Here is an 18,458-nt window from a genome sequence, read left to right as displayed (position 1 = left end):
TCCCGCCATTCCGGGTGGCGGATCAGCGTCGCGGCGTCCGCGGCGGCGGTCGCCTTCTTGTGGGTAAGCCCCTGGGGACGGTCCTCGATACCCTTGGGCGCCGGGGTGATCAGGGCCCCGACCGAATCATCACGTGATGCTCGAGCGGCGTCCCGGTGCGCAGCGCCGACGGTCCGTTCCGGCGTGCGGCACCGTGGGGCGCGGACGGCAGGGTCCGGAGTGGCGGGCGGACCCGGCGGCGCATGCGCAGGGGCCCGGTTGCCGACCGCGTTGGCAGCCCGAGCCGCAAGGACGACTGGGATGCGGGCCATCACCTTGGGTCCCGCGCGCCGAAGCCGTGGCGCTGGTCGTAGACGGTGCGGGAGCCACTCGCCCAGCGGCCGGCGGTGTTGTGCTCGGCCTGGCGGCGGTCAACGGCCGGTGATGGTCCAGGTCCGTTCTTGCGGGCGGTCTCCTGTCCTTCGGGGGTCGCGAACCTTCGCGCCCAGCGAGCGGTACTCGCGGGCCGCCGCCAGGGCCGCCTTCATCTCGGGGCGTTCGCGGACCCGGGTGCTGATCTGTTCCTGGAACAGCCGGTGTACGCCGGAGGCTTCGAGGGTGTCGACCTATGGCTGGATCTCCTGCGTCCGGTTCGAGACGCGGGCGTACGCGAGCCGGACCTCCATCGGCATGGCAGGCGCCGCGAGCTTCTGCACCGGCAGGGCCGTCCAGACGGAGCCGGGATGGCGTACGGCGGGGGTGGCGACGTGCAGCTCGGAGTGGAGCGAGGGGACGAGCTGGAAGCGCGCGGTGTGGTACTTGAGCGCGACCTTGCCGGAGGTGGTGCGGCAGGGCGAGCCCGTCGGGGTCTGGCAGGTGGACATCGGGCAGACGTACGACTCGACGAGCCGGTACGGGCGGCCTGTGAAACAAATCGACCTGCGGCGATGCCGCCGACGCCCGGTGTTGAAACGGGGATCACCCATGAAACGCTGCGCCGATCGTTGACGGCACCGCGGCTCACGCCGGACCCACCGCGACGTCGGAGCCGCCAGTGGAACGGATTCACTGGCGCAAGCGCTGTTGCGCCTGTTCTTCGGCGGCGTCAAATGCGGGTTCGAGTGTGGCGAGCGCGGAGCGGAGCAGGTCTGGTAGCGAGCCGGACGGCACGACGAGCCCACTGGTTGTGAGTGGTGCAGCCGGAGGCTGGAGCCACTGCCGGAGTGCGACCCGAACCGCAGCGGCCGCGCTCGCCGCGAGCACGCGAGGAGCGGGCGTGCCGGTGCAGCCGAGGCGCTGGTCGATCGCGGCGGCGAGGGGGTGTTCGATCGCTGCGGCGGCGTCGAGGAACGTGTCACGCAGCGCGGGACTGGCGGTGATCAGCAGCAACTCGTCGTGGTCACGCGGTTCGGTGTACTGCTCCAGGATCGCTTCGGCCAAGGCATCAGCGAGGCGGACGTGGGCGGGCCTGGCTGCCACGGCCGCGGCGACCCGGGATTCCCGTTCGGCGGTGACGGCGGCGACGATCGCCTGTTCGCGACTGGAGAAGTAGTTGTTGTAGGTCCTCGGCGAGACCCCGGCTGCCTCGGCGATGTCGTCGACGCGGACGTTGTCGGGCCCGTGCTCGAGGGCCAACCGAAGTGCCGCCTCACGCAGTGCCACTCGGGTGGCCTGCTTCTTCTCCTCGCGCAGCCCGGTCCGCCTTGTGGTCACCCTCGAAGTGTCCCAGCCTGAGTGCGTGTACGCAAACTTGCGTGCACGCAATATTTGCTTCTACTCTCAGGCCACCTACAGGAAGGTCAGACGCATGCGAGCCAAGGGCATCTGCTACGACACCGGCTTCCTCCGCAACGGCAGCAGCTCCCGGGAGCACTTCGACCCCGACCTGGTCAAAAGGGAGCTGACCATCATCCGCGACGATCTCCACTGCACCGCTGTCCATATCACTGGCGGCGACCCGGGCCGCCTGGAGCTCGCCGCCCGTCACGCCGCCGAGCTCGGGCTGGAGATCTGGTTCTCGCCCTACCCGCTGGAGCTGACGACCGATGAGATCCTCATCCTGATCGCTGACTGCGCAGAGCGGGCCGAGCGACTCCGGACGCAAGGAGCCGAGGTCGTGTTCGTTACCGGCGCTGAACTGAGCGTCATGAACCATGGGTTCCTCGAAGGCGACAGCACCGAAGAGCGACTCGGCTGGTTGCTGAGCGACCCGGCCCGTCGGCCCGAGAGAATCGCCGCGGTCGGCACCCGCCTCAACGCCTTCCTCCACGAAGCCGTGGCGGTGGTCCGCGAGCGCTTCCACGGCAAGGTCACCTACGCCGCCATCCAGTTCGAAGCCGTCGACTGGGACTTGTTCGACTTCACGACCTTCGAACTCATCCGATCTGCGGAAGTAGCCGCCCGATTCCGAGATGCCGTGCGCAGCCTCGTCGCACAGCCCAAACCGGTCGCTATCACCGGCTTCGGCACCGCCACCTGGCGCGGCGCGGGTGACGTCGCACCCCGCAGCATGGAGATCCTCGAAACCGACGAAGTCACCGGGGCGCCGCTCCGGCTGACCGGGGAATACGAGCGTGACGAGGCCGGCCAAGCGGCATACCTGAGCGAACTGCTGGAGATCTTCGACAGCGAGGGCGTCGACAGTGCCTTCGTATTCCTCTTCGCGCTGTACAACCTGCCCCACCGCCCCGATGGCGATCCTCGCGACGACCTCGACCTCGCCAGCCTCGGCATCGTCAAGATCCTCGAGGACCGCCACGGCGACACTTACCCCGACCTGCCCTGGGAGCCCAAGGCCGCCTTCGCCGCAATCGCCGACCACTACCGCGGCTGAGTCCGCTCAGGATCAAGACGTGGGGGACGGATAAGGCCCTGGAGGTCCTTCATCGTTTCTCCGTGCTCGATCGGTCGGCAGTGCCGCCGGGGGCCGGGGACGGGGCACAGTGGCGGCCAGCCTCAGGTCGAGGCACTTCCCGGAGCCGGGTAGACGGACCGTCGTGCCCTGTGGCTCCCACCCCGGACGCCCCGGCATCTTCGTCCCCGCTGGGGCGGCGCCGGGGCCGGCTACTACAGCCCGACTCCGGGACCGTCCGTGTCCACGGTCCGTCGCGGCCGGTGTCCGCGGTCGTCGAGCTGGGCGAGTTCGTGCTCGTAGTCGACGGTGATGGAGCGTCTACGAATCACGACCCGCGTCAGCTGCCTGACCCGGAACGAAAGGCCAGTCGGCCTCTACGGGGAAGGGCTCCTGCGCACGCGAGCATGTGGACCACAACGTCCGGCGGATCCGCCTAGCCCAGCTCCAGCTCCCCGACCTTCTGATCCCCGCTCATCTCCCCGGTCGGCCGGAATCCGAGCCCCAGGTAAAAACCTTCGGGGCCGTCCGCGCCCGGGTGCCAGGTGGTGGTCAGGCGGGTGCCGCCGCGGCGGCGGATTTCAGCGGCCACAGACTCGACCGCGAAGCGGCCGTAGCCGCGGCCCTGTTCGCCGGCCGCGATGTTGAGCCGCCACAGGCCCGAGCGGATGTCGGTGCCGCTGCCGTCGCCCGCGAAGTCGATATCGAGGAAGGCCATGAGGAAGCCGACGGGCCGGTCGCCGTCGAAGATGAGACGGGGCCAAGCCATGTCGGGGTATACGTATGCCTCGGCAAGGGACTTCACGACCGGCGCGACCAGGTGCTCCTGGTCGGGGCGGACCTTCAGGCCGATCGCGGCGTCGAAGTTGGCGGCGGTGACCTTTGCCAGTCGGAGCGTAGTCGTCATGCGGGAACCGTAAGCCAGTGGATCAAGTGGTTTTCCCGGCGCCGCATACCTCCTGCAGACGGCGACACCGCCAGCTTTCTCTCGGCTCCACACCGTTGTCCACGAGGTACGGCTACCGGCCGACCACTGCGGCCCGACACTTGACGAAAGAGATAAGGGCCCCCGCCAAGTCGTCGCCGCTTTCTGGAGACCACGAAGCCTCGTGCCCGACGGCCTCCCCGGCCAGACCCCGAATGCACTCTGCGCTCGGCCTGCAGCCAGCTGCGGGACCGGGGCGACGGCGGTAGAGGCGGGCGTACGCCGCTCGCCGGACCGTGGGTAGGCTGCCCGTCGCCAGAGTGTCGATCATCAAGGAATTGCTCCGTGACCAACCCGCCGGATCCGCGCCCGTACCCCACTCAGCCGTACGGGCAGCCGTACCCTCCCGACGCCTACCCGCCGCCGGCGGCGGTCTGGGGGCAGCATCCCCCTGTCGGAGGGGCGCTGTCCTGCGACATATGCGGGGGCATGCCGGCTGTCCGGGCCACCGTGCGGGGCCATCAGGGGATGGTCGTCCTCATGCGCTTCCTGAAGCGCTCGGGGGCGTTCTGTGGCTCGTGCGGTACGTCGTTGCACCGCAAGATGACCGCCGACACTCTCTACCAGGGCTGGTGGAGCCCTCTCTCAGTGATCTTCACCCCGATTACTGTGCTGGCCAACGTGCTGGGCCCCCGACGGGCGTTCCGCCGTCTCGGTCCGCCCTCCGGTGGCTGGCAGCGACCGCTGGACCCCGGGAAGCGGGTCTTCCTGCGTCCGGCAGCCTTGGTGTTCGCCCTCCCGGTCGCTCTGGTGGTACTGGCGGTGCCGCTGCTGGTGGTGATCGGCCTGATCGCTGGTGACGGGAAACCTGATCAGCTGTCCGTCGGCGACTGCGTACGCAACAACTCAGCCTGGCCCGCGCAGGACCTGGAAGCAGTTGTCTGCGGCTCCTCCCCGGATCAGTACCGGGTGTCACAGGAACTGACTGGCCCGGGCGATACCTGTAAGGCGGATGGCATGGAGATCCCCTACATCGGTGACCCGAAGTACAGCGCGAACGGCTACACGCTGTGCCTCAGCAGAGTTCACTGATTCGGTGATGTGACTCAGCGAAGCGGGTTCGCCATCACGACTTCCCCGGTCTCACTGTCAGGTAGAAGGTCTCCACGCTCCAGCGTGATACCGAAGCCACTTTGTCGATAGAGGGCGGCTCTCGTTGCCGGGAATCACCGAGAGCCGTGACGACCGAGTAACCCGCTGCCGAGCCCTGCCGTCATGGGGTTTTGGGGATCGTCTCCCGGTTGGCAGGTGACTGTTTCCCGGGTTCCCGTCCATTCGGTGTTCTCTACAGCTCGACATCCTGGGCGGTGTCTTCCCAAGTGATGTCACGGAGCGCGGTGTCGGCTTCGGCTGGAACGCCGGGGGCGGCCTGGAACCAGATGACGGTGAGTGCGGAGCGGTGGAGCACAGGATTGCGTGCTGGGTCGATCGGCGTGGAGGCGAAGGTGCCGATGCATGTCACGGCGGGCAGCAGTTCGACCGGGCCGAATGGGCCGGCAGTCAGGTCCGGGTATTCCCGCTGCGGGTCGATGAGGTGCACCGGGGTTCCGGGGAAGGTCTTCTCGGCGTTCTGGACCAGGCCGGTGACCTTGAGGTCGTTCAGGCGCTTGAACGGGGGTCGCGCCCGCGTGAGTGGGTGGTCACACATGTGGCCGGAGGACGACGGGCATGCCGAGGTCGGTGAGCTTCTTTGGCGTTCCCGCGTGCTTTGTCGCAGGCTTCGGCCGAGAGGGGTGCGATTCCCTTTGGCCTTGGTCAGGCTGACCTGGAGGCCTCGGACTTCGCTGAGCCGGCCGTTTATGCGGGCCTCGACGATGCGGTCGTTGAGGTTGCTGATCATCTCGACGAGAGGACGTCCGGCGAGACGAGCTGTCTGAGCTGACGGATGGACCTGGGCGTCGTTGAGCCACTGGGCGATGGCGCGGTAGCAGCCCAGGCCTTCCTCGTCGTGCCATTGGCGGGCGAGGGTCTCGATCTCCTTCTCGTCCGTCAGATCAGCGAGTTCGCAATCCGTGGCCCTTCCCCTCGATCGCGGAGTGGTTGTTGACCCCGTCAGGGCACGGAATTGCGACTGAGCCCCCGAGGCGGCGGCGCTCGCCAACTGCGCTGCTCAGCTCGGTGCGGGGCCGGGGGAGGCGGCGGTGCGCCGGGTCTCTGTGAGGTGGATGTCGATGTACCGAGCGAGGGTCAGCGGGTCCTGGGGGGCGTCGGCCTGGAAGGCGGTGCGGCGGAACAGACCGACTCCGCTGAGTGCGACGCCCTCGCGGGCGAGGACGAAAATGAGGGCGAGGAAGGCGGACCGGGCGTTGCCGTCGTCGAAGGGATGGAAGAAGCAGACGTCGAGATGTACGCGTGCGGCGCGGGCGGTCAAGGGCAGGGGCTGCCCGGTGTCGTTTGCGCTCTCGGCCAGGCAGGCATCGAGGTGGGCGCGGGTATTGGAGCTGATGCCGTAGCGTTCGCGGCCTCCCTTGGCGAAGGCGGGCGAGCTGCGGAACGGCGGCGGCTGAGGTGTGCCCAGGACATGCTGCTGCCAGCTGCGGAGCAGTTCGAAGTCGAGCGGGGCGCCGCGCGCAGCGTCGGCCCGCAGCAGCTCCAGGGCGGCAAGCAGGCCCTCCGCGCGGGCAGGGTCCACGGCGCCGTCGAAGGCGCGGATGTCCTCCGCGGCGCCGTCGCAGGATGGGATCACCGGTCCATCCGCGCCGCTGTCGGGGGCCTCCTGCCAGGGCACGGTCTCGCGCACCGTGAGCCAGCACTTCAAGTGGTCCGGCGCGGGCTTGGCGGAGGGTGTGCCGTCGTCCGGCCGCAGCGACAGCGCGAGACGCTCCGCGACGTCGTCGACCAGCACCGCGTCCGGGCCGGTCCAGCTCCGGAACCGCCCGCCGATCGCCTCGTCGACCAGGTCCTGTGCGACGTCGGGTGCCACTCCCCAGCGGCCGAGGAACCAGGTGAGCACCTGACGGCAGTGCCCGTGCCAGCCGCTGCCGCAGCCGGTGCGGTCGACGACCTGCAGAATCAGGTTCCGGGCAGCGTGCTCCCACAAGATCCGCTGGTCCTCGATGACGGCCAGCTCGAGCGGGTACGCCTCGAACCAGCCGGCGAGGCTCTCCAGCCACTCGCGCCACTCGCACAGCGCCGCGACGACACGGGCGAGCGTCTCCTCCGGAGCGGTGACCGAGTCCCGCGGGCAGCACCAGTTCCCGACCGGCCCCCCGTCGTAATCCCCTTCGTCGTGTGACCAGCGCCAGCCCACGGTCCAACGGCCGTAGCGTTCGACGAGGGCGTGTGACATGGCGTCGGCCCAGAGCTTGGCCTCGCCCCAGCTCCAGTCACTCATCGCCGGGTCGGCGAAGGGCACATCGGGGCGGCGAGGCACACGCCGGGCCGGTCCGAGCGAGTGCACCACCCGCGCTGCCGACGGGCCGTCGAACGGATGGCGGGCAGGGTCCACCTCGTCCCAGCTCAGATAGCCAGGTGCAAGCTCGGGAATCACCGCGCAATCCTGCCACGCCCACCAGGCCCCCGTTCAAGTGGATTTCCCCAGATCGGCGGCGCGAAGGAGTGCTTGTGTGACTGGCCGCGATAGTCGGACATGCTCGAGTTGATCGGGCTACCTGACACCGGCGCCGCGTCGCTTCCGCCGGTCAAGGATCTGACGCATCTCGATGCGAGCGCTCCAGTTGGCGGGACTCGCCGACTACAGCGCTCAGCGCCCTGCTCCCGTGCGGGTGACGTCTGCGGTGGTGCGAAAGCGTGCACGGTAGGCGGTCGGGGTGATCCCCAGGGTGTGCTGGAAGACGCGGCGCATGGTTTCCGAGGAGCCGAGGCCGGACTCCTGGGCTACCGTGTCGACGGAGTCGTTGCCCGCTTCGAGGAGGGCCTGGGCGGCCTCCAGCCGTACGGATTCCAGATACCGGCCAGGCGTCATCCCGGTCTCCCTGCGGAAAAGCCTGCCGAGGTGGCGGGTGCTGACGCTGGCACCACGCGCCAGGGACTCCAGGCTGTGAGGGGCAGCCGGGTCGGCTCCGACGCTGTCCATCACCTGCCGCACCACCGGATGCTTCGCTTCACGCGGTGCCAGGCGGGCACTGAACTGGGACTGTCCTCCGGGGCGGGCCATGAAGACGACCAGCTCGCGTGCCACATCCCGCGCGATGCCGGCACCATGGTCGTCCTCGACCAGGCAGAGGGCGAGGTCGATGCCCGCGGTGACACCGGCGGAGGTGATGACGTTGCCGTCCTTGACGAAGACCGGGTCCGTCTCGACGTTCACTTGGGGATAGGCGGTCGCCAGCTGCGTGGCGAGCTGCCAGTGCGTGGCGGCGCGCCGCCCGTTCAGTGCGTCCGTCTGCGCCAGGACAAAGGCTCCGGCGCACACCGAAGTAATCCGCCGTGCGCGGCTGACGAGTTCCGTGACCAGGGAGAGCAGCCTCTGGTCGGTGACGGCACGCTGCCAGTCGCGTCGGCCGGGCACGACGACCGTGTCGATCCGCGCGGGCAGACTCGTCGGCGTGGTGTCGACGCCGATGCGCACGCCCGAGGAGGTGCGCACGTCGGTGCCGGTCGGCGAGACGATCCGTACGTCGTAACGGGCGCCGAAGGCGTTGGCCGTGGTGAAGACCTCGGCGGGGCCGGTGACGTCCAGCAGCTGCACGCCGTCGAAGGCGGCCACCACGACCACCTGACTCGCTGGTGTGCGGGTGGCTACTCGGCCCATGGGGAGTCCAGGATGGTGCGGACGAAGTCCCCGCGCTCGAAGCCGGGCACGTAGTGCGCGAGCACGTCGGCCTTGACGTTGCCGAACGTCGTCTCCGGCTTGGGCCGGACCCCGTCGGCGAAGGCTTCCAGGATGCGCCGCTTGAAGCCGGGGCGGGGGTGCAGGGCGACGACCGCGGCGCGGTCCGCCTCGTCGAGGTCGTGGTAGCCGATGCCGAGGACGTCGTACTCCACGCCCGCGGTCACCAGCGCCACCTCCGGCTCCATGAACTCGGGGATGCCCGGCGTGGTGTGCAGGGCGATGGCGGTCCACACCCGTCGGATGCTGTCCTCCGGGACCCGGTGCGTCTGCAGGAAACGGCGGGCTTCATCGGCGCTGTCGACCTCGAAGCGGCGCCCGCTGCCGTGGAAGGTCTCGTTCAGGCCCAGGTCGTGGAACATGGCCGCGATGTACAGCAGCTCGGGGTCGAAGCCGAGGTCCCGGTTGCGCCCCTGGAGGCTGCCGAAGAAGTACACCCGGCGTGAGTGGTCGTAGATCAGCTCATTGGTGCTGTCCCGTACCAGCTCGGTCGCCTCCCGCGCGAGCTTCGAGTCCGGCACACGCACCCCGGCCGGTACGGAGGAGTCGTCCGTCATCGCAATCACCTGGTCCCTCGGTCCGCCGGTCCCTCCGGCAACACCTTCAGTCTCCGGATCACCAGATCGCTGCGCCATGGCTATGCGGCCGTACAACCCACAGATATGGACACCCCTGGCCAGGCGCGACGGGACGATACGACGGCATCCCGCAGCCGATTGCCGTCATCAGCAACGTCACAACCCGCCTGCCCGACGTCGCTCCCGGCCGGGTCGGGCGACTGTCCGGTCATGGTCGATCGTCGCGGCCTCGCTGCGGAACTGCTTGGCGCGGGAACGGGTGTCGGCCGCACCGTCCATGGCGAACTGGATGTCTTCCTGGACCGTCCGGCAGACCTGGCCGAGCTCGAATGCCGAGGCACCCGCCTCTGCCAGGCCCTGAAGGTGTTCGTCGAGCCCGTTCTGCAAAGCAGAAGCCCCGCGCTCGGCGGTTTGGGCCTGGCGCTCCGCGGCTCTCCTTCGCCCTGGGTGTTGGACTGGGAGGACTGGGGGACAGCACCCCGAGGTCTGGATGCAGCATCCCTGTGGGTGAGTTCCCCAGGGCCTGTCTGGTGGGTCGAGAGTGTTGAGGGTTTCTGCCGCGCCCGGGGTGTCAGATGCCTCGTTCGATCATGTCGATGACGTGCTGGCCGGCTTCGTGGGCCTGGGAGGGGAGGAGGCCGCGGAGGGGGCCGTCGATGAGCAGGACGGCGAGTCCGTGGACGGCTGACCAGGCGAGGAACTCAGCTCCGGGGCGCCGGTCCTCGGCCAGGAGACCGGCATCCACGAGGCCGTCGAGGGCCTCGCCGAGCAGCTCGAAAGGGGTCTTGCCACTGACGCCCGCAGCGGTGTCGTCGGCAGCGTGGGCCATGTCGCCGGGCACGTGGAAGGCCGTGCGGAACAGGCCGGGCTCCTCCTGGGCGAAGCGGAAGTAGCCGGTGCCGACCGCACGGAAGCAGGCCCGGGCGGCTGCCACCGGGTCGGCGGTGGGCGGCAGGGCGGCCTGCTCGGCCTCCATGGTTCGGGCAACCTGGGCCATGGCCGCCTGGGAGACGGCGTGCAGCAGGGCCCCGCGGTCGCCGAAGTGCCGGTAGGCGGCATTGGGGACGACCCCGGCCTGCCGGGTGACCGCGCGCAGCACCACGGCCTCGGGGCCGCCCTGGCGGGCGAGTTCGAGGGCGGCCTCGATCAGCGCGTTGCGGAGGTCGCCGTGGCGATAGGTGTCCCGCTTCGGCTTGCCGTTCCCGGTTGCCGCCACGGCTACCGCCTCCAATGTGGACAGTATCCACTTAGGTCGTCTAGGCTCCTGCATGATCACTCGGGGGGTGCGGATTTCCGCATCCCCCGAATGTGGACATCGTACACAAGGGCGGTCAATGGCCGTCCGGACGCCTGTCGCCAAGGGGGACCCGGTACTCATGGGCAAGATCACGCACTTCGTGCACCAGTCGCTGGACGGTTTCATCGAAGGGCCGAACGGAGAGTTCGACTGGCCGCGTATGGACGGCGAACTGTCCGCCTATTCGCAGGCCCTCACGGACAGCGCCGACATCTTCCTGTACGGCCGCGTGGTGTGGGACATGATGTCCGGCTTCTGGCCCCGCGCCGAGGAGTTCTCCACCCACGAGCACGACCTCGCGTTCGCACCCGTCTGGCGCAAGGCTGCCAAGGTAGTCGTCTCCTCGACCCTGACCGAGGCCGACTGGAACACCCGCGTCATCAACACCGACGTCGTCGAGCAGCTCACCGCCCTCAAGCAGGACGGTGCGCACCTGCTGCTGTTCGGCGGCTCCGCGCTGGCCGGCTTCCTGACCGAGCACGGGCTGATCGACGAGTACCAGATCTTCGTCCACCCCGTCGTGCTCGGCGGCGGCAAGCCCGTCTTCACCACCCCGCAGCAGCGCATCGACCTGACCCTGGCCGAGACCAGGACCTTCGACTCTCAGGTGGTCCTGCTGCGCCACGAGCGCACCGCCCGGCCCTCCTGACCCCCACCACCACGACGAAGGACGGAACCCGCGATGACCGCACCCGTGAAGGGCCCCGCGAGCTACTTCCCTGCCATCGAGAAGAAGTACGGCCGCCCGATCGCCGAGTGGAAAGACCTCATCCTCGCCTCGCCCCTGACCAAGCACATGGAACTCGTCGGCTGGCTCAAGACCGAACACGGCCTGGGCCACGGCCACGCCAACGCTCTGGTCGCCCATACCCTCGCCGAAGACAGCGGTAGATGAACCACCCGGGTGGGAACTCGTCACACAGGGACCCGACGGTCACGGACGAAGCCAGAGCCGGATCGCGGCAACGGTGGGCGTCCCGTGAAAGATGCACGCCCGCTTCTCGTATCTGGTGGCCACCGCCCGGGATCCCTTGAGCGCCACGATGGTGCGTTCAACTTCGTTCCTGCGGCGGTTGGCCCGCTGGTTCTTCGGCTCGGAGATGGTGTGCTTGATCTGCCGCCGACGCAGGTAGCGGCGATTGCGGCGTGAGCTGTAGGCCCGGTCCGCACACAAGCGGTCCGGCCGAGTACGCGGACGGCCACCGCCCAGGCGAGGAACGTGGATGCGCTTCAAGACCTCGATCATCCACGGGCATCAGACGGTGGAGTCCACGCTCACCAGAGACCAGTCGATCCGCCCCTCCGCGTTCGCGGATGCTTGGACGGCGCGCAAGATCTTCTCCCAGGTGGCGTCTGCCGCCCACCTGCGATGGCGGGAGTGGATCGTCTGCCGCTTTCCGAACCGATTCGGTAGATCCCGCCACGGGATACCCGTCCGCAGACGGAACAGAATCCCGTTGATCATGCGACGGTGACACTTCCACCGCCCGCCCCGGCCCACGTTCTTGGGCAGGTGCGGCTCCAGCCGAACCCGCGCGCACCCCAGCGACGCACGCGCCAAGCTCCTGGAACTGACCGAGCGCGGCTGGGCCGCCACCCGCGCCGCCGACCAGATAGCACAGTCGGCCGTCGCGCCGTCGCGCGAGGCGCTGGGCGAGGCCCGCTGCCTGGCCTGATGTCCGGTCTTGCGACCGTAGGCCATCGTTTTCAACCGGTGGCGCTCGGAGACGGCCAAGGCAAGAGCTGCGGCTCGGACCACAGGCATGGAGGACAACGGCCAATCCCGGAAAGGTCATTCAGGACGGTCGGGCACCCTGCGCCGCACGCTGTACGCGACGCGCTCAAGGGCGCCTGATCAGGGAGTCCGGCAGTCAGCCGAGGAAGTCGACGTGGTCGATCAGGCCGTCGCGGACCCGGTAGGCGACCAGCACGCGGAGGGGGGGCGTCCGTGATGCCGTGGGCGATCTCGTGGTCCACCACCCAGTCGCCCTCGGTGAGTCGGCCGACTATCTCGGCCCGGCAGCGGCCCTTGGCGAACATGTCGGCGTACGCCTCCCGCACGGCGTCGCGCCCGAGCAGGCGGTCGCCGCTGCGGCGGTTGATGCAGACGTCGGGGGCGTACGTCGCAGCGAAGGCTTCGAGGTCGTGGCTGTTGTAGGCGGCGAGCTGGCGTTCGACGACGGTCTCTGGGGTGGTCATCAGTTGATCATGCAGAGTGTTTCCTCGTTCGTCCAGGGAGAACCGGGACTACCTGCCGATCGGTACATTCCCACCACGCACGACCTCTCAGGGGCGGCTGCACCCCCAAGGCAGCGGCTCCGGCGGTGGCCGTGAACGTTGTGGCTGTGCGTCAGTGCGCGGTGCGTGCCGCGTCGCGCAGCCTGCGCCACGTGCGACTGACCGACGTCAGCCCGGCGCGCTTGGCGCCTGGTTCACCGGTCTCCCAGTTCCGGGCCGTCTCGGCGAATGTCTCCGCCCGCGTCGTCGCGACCGGTCGTCGCGCCTGCGCGGCCCGTGCGGCGAGCCGCAGGTCCTCTGGTTCGATCGTGTCGAGCTTGGCCCGGACGTGGCTGAGCAGCGTGGCGCAGGCGTCGGCGATCGCGGCCTCGCCCAGTGGGCGCGCCGGGAGGTCCAGCCCTTCGGTCAACCGCTGCTCCAGAGCCGTCCGCAGGTCCTGCAGGGAGATGTCGCGGATCGTCAGCGACAGGTGGGCAGACAGTCCGGCGGCGCCCACCGCGCGGTGCGCGAAGCCGCGCGGGACGTAGAGCACGTTGCCGGGCTCAAGGACGCTGTGCAGGAGCCGCGGGGAGTGCTCGTCGTCCGGGAGCTCTCCCAGCGACCAGTCCGCCACAGTCGGCGCGGAGTGGACGTACCAGGTCTTACGTCCTGCCACCTGGAGGACGAACACGTCGGCGTCGTCACGGTGCACCGCGAGCCCCTGACCGCCGGCGGGCGTGACGAAGAAGAACGCCTCCACGTGCCGGCCGATCTCCTCGGACAACCGCGCCACCAGATCGCCCGTCGGGCGGTGCCACTGGTCGACGCATCGCAGGAGCAGCGTCGCCCCGGCGTGCAGGAGTGCGACGACTTTCGCGCGGTCGGCGAACCCGTGGTGCGTTGTGCCGTTGACCACGCGTGATGTGGTGTAGGCACCGGGCGGGACGACGACCTTGTCGGAGCGGACCATCTCCAGGTAGGGGGTGCGCAGCAGCCCTCCGTCGAAGGCGGCGTCCAACTCGTCGAGGTCCAACGGCGAGGCGAGTGTCTCCGGCGTGAAGACCGCGGGTTCGCGCTGCCACTGGCGGCCGGCGAAGCTCTCGACGTCGCCGACCCAGTCGGCCAGCGTGGGCGATTCCATGGTGTTTCCCGTGGTGTCAGGGTGTTCGGTGCTCGCGGTCGGCAGCGTCCGTCCGGAACGGGGGCGTGTGCGGGCTCCGCGGAGGGAGGGGTTGTGCGTGGTGGTCACACTGCCCTCGTCGGGAACGGCCGGGCGGCGTGAGGGCGGTGCGCCAGGTCATGCCGTGGTTTCCGCGTCGAACCGCACGGAGAGCAGGGAGCGCAGGGGGACGTGCGCCTCCTGCTGCGGGCTGCGAATGACGAGTCGGTTGTCGAAGGCGACGGTCAGCAGACGCTCGGCCAGGGGCACGACCAGGTGCTTGGCCCAGCAGCGGGCGCCGTCGAAGCCGAACGGCATGAACCCGGGCACCTTCTCCGGGTCCGTCACCCCGGCCCATCGCTCGGGCCGGAACTCCAGCGGGTCGGACCAGTAATCCGGGTGACGATGCATCAGGAGCGGGAAAAGCGCGACGTTGTCCTCGGGACGGATCTCGGAGTGCAGTCCGGTGTACGCGTCCCCGCCCTTGCGGAACAGCATCCATGCGGGCGGGAGCAGTCGCAGCGTCTCCCACAGGACCGCGGTGAGGTCGTTGCGGGCTTCTTCCTGTTCCCGCGCCGGTCCCATGAGCCACAGGGCGTTGCCGGCCAGTGCGGCCACGCCGTCGCAGAGGGTGGCTGTCGCTCGCCGGTACATGGCGATGGTCTGTCTTCTGTCCTGGGTGCCGGAAGCACCGCGGATCTGCTCGGCCAGTGCGGTGGATCTGCCCTCGGTATCGGATCCCGGCCAGACGGTGACGGCGCGGTCGACGATCCGAGAGAGCGTATTGGAGCGTGTGACGCCGCGTTTCGACAACAGGGAGACCGGCAGGGGGTCGGACGAGAAGAGCCACTGGCGCAGATAGGAGGTGGCCGCGTAGGGCCAGGCGCCGGACATCCCGCGCGCAGGGGGCGGCGGAGTCCGGATGCCCGCCATGACGTCCTGCCCCAGCGCGCGGATCGTCCGTGTCGCGCTGTCGTGGTGGATGTCGGCTCCCGCGGCGGGCTTGTAGACCGAGCGCTCCGTCGCCAGCACAGGGCGCGCCGCGACGATTTCGGCGATCAGGTGGCAGTCGGAGACGCCGACCGTGGTCGCGTCGATCCGGAATACTTTCTCTTCCCTGGCCAGCAGGTCCTGAATTCGCGGGGCGTACACGACGGATTGGCCGCGCACCGCTGACGGCGCCATTTCTTCCACGGGAATCCCGCCTCCATTGGCATGTCAATGAAATGCGTTTCCCGCAGCAGGCGGAGAAATCCGGGCATGGAACGGGCAGGACCGTCGCTCCGCGCCGTGGCCCGGCCTGCGGCGGAAACCGACACGGTCATGGCCGCCGCGGACCGCGGCAACCAGGGGGCACTGTGCGGCGTCGGCGGAGGCAGCGGCATGGCCGCGTCCTCCGCCGACGGCGGTGCGTCAGATCACGTGCAGGACCCACGCGTGGTTGGCGAGGTCCTCGTCCTTCTTGAACTTGCTCACAAGCGCCTTGATCATCTTCATGGCCACTCCATTCGCAGTATTGCGGGCACGATAAAACAGGCGTGCCCGCGCCATAATCGGAATTCGACATTCCCGTCCGGAAACCGAACGGGATGTTCTAAACCCGGACCTTAACCGAAAGCGAGCGCCCCTGGCACCCCTTGACGGGCAATTATCTGATCTTGGTGCTGTGCGCAAGAATTTCGCAAGCGATGCGCAAGCAGTACGCAAGTAATGCGCAAGCCGGGGTGACTGCAGAACCTTCGCTTCGCGGGTGGACGCTTCACCCGTGCCGGCGAGGGCACCCCTCAAGAGGAGGAAACAGGTTGTCAGCCAGGAGGTGTGGCCATGCGTATCCCTGGTCCCGAGCCCCGGGTGGACGGTGGGGTGGGCGCTGTCGCGGCGGCGGGCGGACTGCACAACTACCAGTTGCGGCTGCACGCCGAGTACGGGCCTGTCGTGCAGTTCCAGCTTCCGGGCACGGAGACGGCCGTTTCCGTCGCCGACCCCGTGCTGCTGGAGGCCACGGCTCACATCGACAAGCGCCCGGAGCGGCTGTTCGAGTTCCTGGCCCCGCTGTGCGAGGCGGGCAATGTGCAGGTGATGGCGGCTGATGAGCACACCCCGTGGCGGCGCCTGCTGCTGTCGGTGCTGGCCGGGCGCCCCTCCCACGAGCGGCATTTCGCACAGTTCACCGCGCTGACGACAGCACTCGCGGACCGCTGGGCCGGGCAGGCCGGCCGCGAGCCCGTCGCGCTGCAGAAGGATCTCACCGCGCTGACACTGCGGATGATCTGTGAGTACGCGCTGGGGGGTGACGCCACGGACCCGGACAGAGTTGTCGCCGCCTTCGAGGAGGTGCTCACCGAATCCCTGGGACGGCTCTACCAGGTGCCGGTCCCGGGTACACAGGAGGAACGGGCCGAGCGGGCGGCGGAGTCCCTCGCCTACCTGCGCGCGACGGTCGACCGAGTGGTCGCCGCGCATCGCTCCGGCAGTCGAACGGACAAGAGCGATCTGATCGGGGCACTCGTCGACGCCGGTGAGCGGCCCGCGCGGATCCACGACACCGTGATGGTGACGATGCTGGCCGCCCACCACACCACCGGGGTGGCCGTCTCATGGACCCTGCATCTGCTGGGACGGCATCCCGAGGCGGCCGAACGCGTCGCCGACGAGCTGGACCGTGTGCTCGGTGACCGTGCGGCGCCCGAGTACGCCGACCTGCGACGGCTCACGTATCTGGAGATGGCCCTGAAGGAATCGATGCGGCTCTACCCGCCCGGCCCGTACGGCGCGCGGGAGACGACCGAGGCCCTCGTCCTGGGCGACTACGAGATCCCGGCCGGGGCCACGGTCTTCTATCCGTTCTGGGCCGTCCACATGAACCCCGACCACTGGCCCGAGCCCGAGAAGTTCGTACCCGAGCGGTTCACCCCGCAAGAGGCGGCCAAGCGGCCGAGGCTGGCCTACATCCCGTTCGGGATCGGGCCGCGCAACTGCGAAGGTGCCGGTCTGGCCATGATCAAGGCCGAGCTCGTCCTGGCCGTACTTCTCAAGCGCTTCCGGTTCCGGCCCGCGCCAGGACACGAGGTGAGGCCGGTCGAACGGTTCGTGCTGTGGGCGGCCGACGACATCCGAATGATCGTGAGCCCGCGTTCTCAACAGGCCGGATGACATGCGAGGTTAAAGCAAGCTCAGAAACTGACAGGGGCGTGACGATTGCGGTGATCAGCGGGCTCGCGGCGTTGGCCTACGGGCTGATCCGCGCGGGGCAGGTGGCTCGGAACCTTTGTCGGCCTTGTGCCGCCGAGCGCGCGAAACGGTGGTGGCAGGCGGGCTGCCACAGCCGCCCCACAGGCAACCGACACCCCTACGCACGCGTCGTACAACACATGCAACGCGAATGGCTCTTCTCGCTCATCCCGCTGACGATTGGCGTGGTCTCCCTCAGCTTTGGCGTGTACGGACTTCGCCGCGCCGCCGCGCTCCGTCGCACAGGTGCCACCGCACAGGGTCGGATCGTCCGCCACGATGTCAGGCGAAATGACGAAGGCGCCAGGTTTCACCACCCGGTCGCAGCCTGGACGACCCGGGACGGCCGTGAATGCGAGTACTCATCCAGGTTTGGCCGCGGTTCCGTCGGAGGCAACTTCGGCGTGGGGGCCTTTGTCGTGGTGCAATACGATCCGGAAGATCCACGCCGGTTTGCGATCCAGGGCTGGGACGTAGCGACGGTCGACCTGGTATTCACCGTGTTGGGGTCGGTGTTCACAGCGGGCACCTTGGCGGTGTTGCTCGTCCGGCTGCTCACTCTCTGATCGCAGCCGGCTCTCAGGCTCCCGAAGGCAGTCCCCTCTCCATTCGGGTTCGAGAGGGGACGCCGTCCTGACCCGCACGCCAGGGTTCCGACGGTCTCCGCTATTGCGGTGAGATGGCTTTGAGCCAGTCCTCGACGGCGACGACATCTGCCCACTGCGGGAACAGCTTTTCGGTGAGGAACCGGTGCACCTCGGCGTCGGTGTCGAGGCAGGCATCCACCAGGACGGTGAGGCTGAAGTCCAGGTCGATGGCTCCACACAGGGTGCACAGCACCACACCGCTGGTGGCGATGCCGGTGAGAACAAGGCTGTCGATATCGCGAGCCCTGAGCACCAAGTCGAGATCGCTGCCTGAGAACGCGCTCCCTCGCCTCTTGGTGACCACGACGTCCCCCTTCCGGGGCGCGATGTCGTGATGGATTTCGGTGCCGGGGTCGCCCTCAGCGAACAGGCCGGCCCGCACAGCGGTGGTGAGCACCTTATTGCGAGCGCTGACTTCCGGATGGCCCGGCCGCAACCCGATGACCACGTAGATCACGGGGATGCCCGCCGCGCGGGCACCGTCGATCGCCCTGCGCAGGCGTGGCAGATATCCGGAGCCGTCGTCGGCGATGTCCACGATGTCCCGTTGGACGTCCATCACGAGGAGCGCGCTGTTCGCCATGCTTACCGTCCTTTCGTCACTGGGGAACAAGAACAGGTCCGGGGGATCGACCGAATCGCCACCCTGAGGTCTCACCCCTTCTGGTCGCCGCAGGTCGCAGCTCTGACCTCGGACCAGGGCATTTGCGACGGAGCAGTCG

General features: G+C 68.7%; 20 protein-coding genes and 1 pseudogene. 7 read left to right on the top strand and 14 right to left on the bottom strand.

Annotation, left to right across the window (positions count from 1 at the left end; translation table 11 throughout):
• Positions 1–605: 605 nt before the first annotated feature.
• Positions 606–965 carry a zinc finger domain-containing protein gene (locus tag DXZ73_RS03280; protein WP_240351130.1) on the bottom strand — a complete coding sequence of 120 codons (360 nt, stop codon included), beginning with the start codon at positions 963–965 and terminating at the stop codon, positions 606–608.
• Between the two features lie 79 nt (positions 966–1,044).
• Positions 1,045–1,692: a TetR/AcrR family transcriptional regulator gene (locus DXZ73_RS03275; RefSeq protein ID WP_116209526.1), complete on the bottom strand. Its 648-nt coding sequence runs from the start codon at positions 1,690–1,692 to the stop codon at positions 1,045–1,047.
• A 94-nt stretch (positions 1,693–1,786) separates the two neighbouring features.
• On the opposite strand from DXZ73_RS03275, the gene DXZ73_RS03270 reads away from it, so the two are divergent.
• Positions 1,787–2,812: a hypothetical protein gene (locus DXZ73_RS03270; protein ID WP_116209525.1), complete on the top strand. Its 1,026-nt coding sequence runs from the start codon at positions 1,787–1,789 to the stop codon at positions 2,810–2,812.
• A gap of 454 nt (positions 2,813–3,266) precedes the next feature.
• Here the strand turns inward: DXZ73_RS03270 and DXZ73_RS03265 are convergent, their stop codons facing one another.
• Complete coding sequence (locus DXZ73_RS03265; protein WP_116209524.1) at positions 3,267–3,737, bottom strand: GNAT family N-acetyltransferase; 471 nt, start codon at positions 3,735–3,737, stop codon at positions 3,267–3,269.
• Positions 3,738–4,295: 558 nt separating this feature from the next.
• On the opposite strand from DXZ73_RS03265, the gene DXZ73_RS03260 reads away from it, so the two are divergent.
• On the top strand, positions 4,296–4,847 hold the full coding sequence (locus DXZ73_RS03260; RefSeq protein ID WP_240351128.1) for an LppU/SCO3897 family protein: 552 nt from the start codon (positions 4,296–4,298) through the stop codon (positions 4,845–4,847).
• Positions 4,848–5,100: 253 nt separating this feature from the next.
• Here DXZ73_RS03260 and DXZ73_RS39160 read toward each other — a convergent pair whose 3' ends face one another.
• The 6 genes from DXZ73_RS39160 to DXZ73_RS03225 form a co-directional block, all read right to left on the bottom strand.
• Positions 5,101–5,916, bottom strand: a complete 816-nt coding sequence (locus DXZ73_RS39160; RefSeq protein WP_240351125.1) for a hypothetical protein — start codon at positions 5,914–5,916, stop codon at positions 5,101–5,103.
• Between the two features lie 9 nt (positions 5,917–5,925).
• Positions 5,926–7,305, bottom strand: a complete 1,380-nt coding sequence (locus DXZ73_RS03245; protein ID WP_162889999.1) for a Fic family protein — start codon at positions 7,303–7,305, stop codon at positions 5,926–5,928.
• Between the two features lie 213 nt (positions 7,306–7,518).
• Complete coding sequence (locus DXZ73_RS03240; RefSeq protein ID WP_116209521.1) at positions 7,519–8,529, bottom strand: GlxA family transcriptional regulator; 1,011 nt, start codon at positions 8,527–8,529, stop codon at positions 7,519–7,521.
• A complete protein-coding gene (locus DXZ73_RS03235; RefSeq protein WP_116209520.1) occupies positions 8,517–9,164 on the bottom strand; it encodes an HD domain-containing protein in 648 nt (215 codons plus the stop codon). Before DXZ73_RS03235 ends, DXZ73_RS03240 begins: the two co-directional genes overlap by 13 nt.
• Positions 9,165–9,341: 177 nt before the next feature.
• Positions 9,342–9,572, bottom strand: a complete 231-nt coding sequence (locus tag DXZ73_RS37850; RefSeq protein WP_162889998.1) for a hypothetical protein — start codon at positions 9,570–9,572, stop codon at positions 9,342–9,344.
• Positions 9,573–9,756: 184 nt separating this feature from the next.
• A complete protein-coding gene (locus DXZ73_RS03225) occupies positions 9,757–10,401 on the bottom strand; it encodes a TetR/AcrR family transcriptional regulator (RefSeq protein ID WP_240351124.1) in 645 nt (214 codons plus the stop codon).
• Between the two features lie 160 nt (positions 10,402–10,561).
• Between DXZ73_RS03225 and DXZ73_RS03220 the strand changes: the two genes are divergently transcribed.
• Both DXZ73_RS03220 and DXZ73_RS03215 read left to right on the top strand, forming a co-directional pair.
• Positions 10,562–11,131, top strand: coding sequence for a dihydrofolate reductase family protein (locus tag DXZ73_RS03220; protein WP_116215381.1), 570 nt, complete (start codon positions 10,562–10,564; stop codon positions 11,129–11,131).
• A 33-nt stretch (positions 11,132–11,164) separates the two neighbouring features.
• Entirely contained in the window at positions 11,165–11,377 is a 213-nt protein-coding gene (locus tag DXZ73_RS03215) for a DUF4287 domain-containing protein (protein WP_116209518.1), read from the top strand.
• A 39-nt stretch (positions 11,378–11,416) separates the two neighbouring features.
• Here the strand turns inward: DXZ73_RS03215 and DXZ73_RS03210 are convergent.
• A pseudogene (locus DXZ73_RS03210) lies at positions 11,417–12,043 on the bottom strand (transposase).
• On the opposite strand from DXZ73_RS03210, the gene DXZ73_RS03205 reads away from it, so the two are divergent.
• Positions 11,988–12,158 (top strand): hypothetical protein, encoded by a 171-nt coding sequence (locus DXZ73_RS03205; protein WP_425315946.1) that lies wholly within the window; start codon positions 11,988–11,990, stop codon positions 12,156–12,158. The pseudogene DXZ73_RS03210 and the gene DXZ73_RS03205 overlap by 56 nt on opposite strands.
• 31 nt (positions 12,159–12,189) lie before the next feature.
• Here DXZ73_RS03205 and DXZ73_RS40490 read toward each other — a convergent pair whose 3' ends face one another.
• The 3 genes from DXZ73_RS40490 to DXZ73_RS03190 all read right to left on the bottom strand — a co-directional run bounded on the left by DXZ73_RS40490 (position 12,190) and on the right by DXZ73_RS03190 (position 15,043).
• A complete protein-coding gene (locus DXZ73_RS40490; RefSeq protein WP_205519094.1) occupies positions 12,190–12,681 on the bottom strand; it encodes a nuclear transport factor 2 family protein in 492 nt (163 codons plus the stop codon).
• 151 nt (positions 12,682–12,832) lie between these two features.
• Positions 12,833–13,840 (bottom strand): JmjC domain-containing protein, encoded by a 1,008-nt coding sequence (locus tag DXZ73_RS03195; protein WP_162889997.1) that lies wholly within the window; start codon positions 13,838–13,840, stop codon positions 12,833–12,835.
• Positions 13,841–13,996: 156 nt separating this feature from the next.
• Positions 13,997–15,043 carry a cytochrome P450 gene (locus tag DXZ73_RS03190; RefSeq protein ID WP_116209516.1) on the bottom strand — a complete coding sequence of 349 codons (1,047 nt, stop codon included), beginning with the start codon at positions 15,041–15,043 and terminating at the stop codon, positions 13,997–13,999.
• 639 nt (positions 15,044–15,682) lie between these two features.
• On the opposite strand from DXZ73_RS03190, the gene DXZ73_RS03185 reads away from it, so the two are divergent.
• Positions 15,683–17,011 carry a cytochrome P450 gene (locus DXZ73_RS03185; protein WP_116209515.1) on the top strand — a complete coding sequence of 443 codons (1,329 nt, stop codon included), beginning with the start codon at positions 15,683–15,685 and terminating at the stop codon, positions 17,009–17,011.
• Positions 17,012–17,049: 38 nt separating this feature from the next.
• Entirely contained in the window at positions 17,050–17,655 is a 606-nt protein-coding gene (locus DXZ73_RS03180) for a DUF3592 domain-containing protein (protein WP_162889996.1), read from the top strand.
• 100 nt (positions 17,656–17,755) lie between these two features.
• On the opposite strand, the gene DXZ73_RS03175 is transcribed toward DXZ73_RS03180, so the two are convergent.
• Positions 17,756–18,319 carry a cysteine hydrolase family protein gene (locus DXZ73_RS03175; protein WP_116209513.1) on the bottom strand — a complete coding sequence of 188 codons (564 nt, stop codon included), beginning with the start codon at positions 18,317–18,319 and terminating at the stop codon, positions 17,756–17,758.
• Positions 18,320–18,458 lie beyond the last annotated feature (139 nt).

The organism is Streptoverticillium olivoreticuli subsp. olivoreticuli (assembly GCF_003391135.1).
GTDB lineage: Bacteria > Actinomycetota > Actinomycetes > Streptomycetales > Streptomycetaceae > Streptomyces > Streptomyces blastmyceticus.
Note: the sequence above shows the minus strand (reverse complement) of the source record. Positions and strands in the feature narration are given on the sequence as shown.